At 60.0% G+C, this 2,475-nt stretch carries 2 protein-coding genes; one reads left to right on the forward strand and one right to left on the reverse strand.

What is annotated here, in order from left to right; all coding sequences use genetic code 11:
• Window positions 1-144: 144 nt before the first annotated feature.
• Window positions 145-672: a DUF3087 domain-containing protein gene (locus tag AC1DLB_RS27515; RefSeq protein WP_477744575.1), complete on the reverse strand. Its 528-nt coding sequence runs from the start codon at window positions 670-672 to the stop codon at window positions 145-147.
• Window positions 673-900: 228 nt separating this feature from the next.
• Here AC1DLB_RS27515 and ppnN point away from each other — a divergent pair, with 228 nt between their 5' ends.
• Window positions 901-2,274, forward strand: coding sequence for a nucleotide 5'-monophosphate nucleosidase PpnN (gene ppnN, locus AC1DLB_RS27520; protein WP_018928007.1), 1,374 nt, complete (start codon window positions 901-903; stop codon window positions 2,272-2,274).
• Window positions 2,275-2,475: the final 201 nt, after the last annotated feature.

The following is a 2,475-nucleotide window of genomic DNA, read 5'->3' on the forward strand; positions in this document are numbered from 1 at the left end:
CTTATGACATGCTTATGACATGGCGAATTTTCCCGTTCGCCCTTTTAGCGCCAGCCAGCCGTGACCGGCGCTCAAACCATTACAACCCGCTACCGATACGATAGGTGATTTGCACAAAAACGCTCATTGCCAGCGATCGTAATCCTACATCGGCGTCTGTTTGATCGCCTCAAACCAGGCCGGATTCAATCGCCTCTGTTCGGTCTCGATGCCCAACGCGTCCATCCGTGCCTTGTGCTGGTCCATCTCTCGGGTCAGCTGACTTTGATCGCTGGAGTTGCCGTCCAACTGGTGCATCTGGCTCAGCCCCAAGTGATAAAAGCGCAGCAGCTTCATGGCGGCAGGGTCGCCCTGCTCCACCGCCGCCGTCACCTGGTGCATGACGTTGGTGACGCTCATCAGGCTGCGCTTGAGCTGCCAACCATAGACCGCTGGCGCCATCCACTCCTGCCTCCAGAACTTGCCGCGCATCAGCGCCACTGTCAGCAACAACGCGGCAAACACACCGCCCACGTTGAACCGCAGATTATCGCCGCCGGGCTCACCGAACAACGTCACCGCCACCGTCGACAGCACCATCGCCAGCGCCAGGAACATCAGGGCGATGATCACCGTGCTGCGCCGCGTCTGGCGTCGATAGGTTTCGGCATTCATTGGCTGGATTTCGAACATCGCGACGGGGTTCCTTGCATCGATGGTAAAAGGCGCTGTGACAAAAAGACTGCGAGGCATTATCGCCTCCCCGAAGGATTTAGCTATGCTGGAGCTCCTTTTCATCTTTTCATCGTCAAACGGGAGCATGGCGATACAGCGCAGTTCGTGCCATCTTCATCATGGATACACACTATTCGGATGCCATGCGCCGTTGCTGGCGGGTGACATCGTTTTAAGGATCATTGAATGACCCAACGACATGTAATCAACGCCTCGGTCAGCCCTAAAGGCAGCCTGGAAACGCTCTCCCAGCGTGAAGTGCAGCAACTGAGCGAAGCATCATCCGGCATCACCTACACCCTCTTCCGCCAGTGCGCCCTGGCCATCCTCAATACCGGCGCCCACGTCGATAACGCCAAGACCATCCTGGAAGCCTACAAAGACTTCGAAATCCGCATTCACCAGCAAGACCGTGGCGTACGCCTGGAACTGCTGAACGCCCCCGCCGACGCTTTCGTCGATGGCGAAATGATTGCCAGCACCCGCGAAATGCTCTTCAGCGCCCTGCGCGACATCGTCTACACCGAAAACGAACTCGACGCCTTGAGCATCGACCTGAGCACCTCCCAGGGCATCAGCGACTACGTCTTCCACCTGCTGCGCAACGCCCGCACCCTGCGCCCCGGCGTCGAGCCGAAAATCGTGGTGTGCTGGGGCGGCCACTCGATCAACACCGAAGAATACAAATACACCAAGAAAGTCGGCCACGAACTCGGCCTGCGCAGCCTGGACATCTGCACCGGTTGCGGCCCTGGCGTGATGAAAGGCCCGATGAAAGGCGCGACCATCGCCCATGCCAAGCAACGCATCCACGGCGGCCGTTACCTCGGCTTGACCGAGCCGGGGATCATCGCCGCCGAAGCACCGAACCCGATCGTCAACGAACTGGTTATCCTGCCGGACATCGAGAAACGCCTGGAAGCGTTCGTGCGGGTTGGCCACGGCATCATCATTTTCCCCGGCGGCGCGGGCACGGCCGAAGAGTTCCTGTACCTGCTCGGCATCCTGATGCATCCGGACAACCAGGACCTGCCGTTCCCGGTGGTCCTTACCGGGCCGAAAAGCGCCGCGCCGTATCTGGAGCAACTGCACGCCTTCGTCGGCGCAACCCTCGGTGAAGAAGCGCAGCAGCACTACGAGATCATCATCGACGACCCGGCCGAAGTAGCGCGGCAGATGACTCAGGGCCTCAAAGCGGTCAAACAGTTCCGCCGTGAGCGCAACGACGCGTTCCATTTCAACTGGCTACTGAAGATCGACGAAGGCTTCCAGCGCCCGTTCGACCCGACCCACGCCAACATGGCCAACCTGCAACTGAGCCGCAACCTGCCGCCCCACGAACTGGCCGCCAACCTGCGCCGCGCGTTCTCCGGCATCGTCGCCGGCAACGTCAAGGACAAGGGCATCCGCCTGATCGAAGAACACGGGCCGTACCAGATTCGCGGTGATGCCGAGGTCTTGCAGCCGCTGGACCATTTGCTCAAAGCCTTCGTTGCCCAGCACCGGATGAAACTGCCGGGTGGCGCGGCGTATGTGCCGTGTTACCAAGTGGTGGCTTGATACGCGAAACCCTGTGGAAGCAGGCCCGCGATGGCCCGCTTTCCCGAACCACCGGAAACAAGAAACCCCGCGTGATGCGGGGTTTCTTGTTTTTGGGGACTGAGTCAGTGGAGCCCACTGTGGCGAGGGAGCTTGCTCCCGCTGGGTTGCGAAGCGACCCCAAATCCAGCAACCGCATTTTTCTGGCACACCGCATATGCC

Source organism: Pseudomonas sp. 05N434, assembly GCF_056396965.1.

What these genes read in the sequence shown, in the direction of transcription:
- AC1DLB_RS27515 (WP_477744575.1), bottom strand. Translation starts at nt 672, where the DNA reads ATGTTCGAAATCCAGCCAATGAATGCCGAAACCTATCGACGCCAGACG.
- ppnN (WP_018928007.1), top strand. Translation starts at nt 901, where the DNA reads ATGACCCAACGACATGTAATCAACGCCTCGGTCAGCCCTAAAGGCAGC.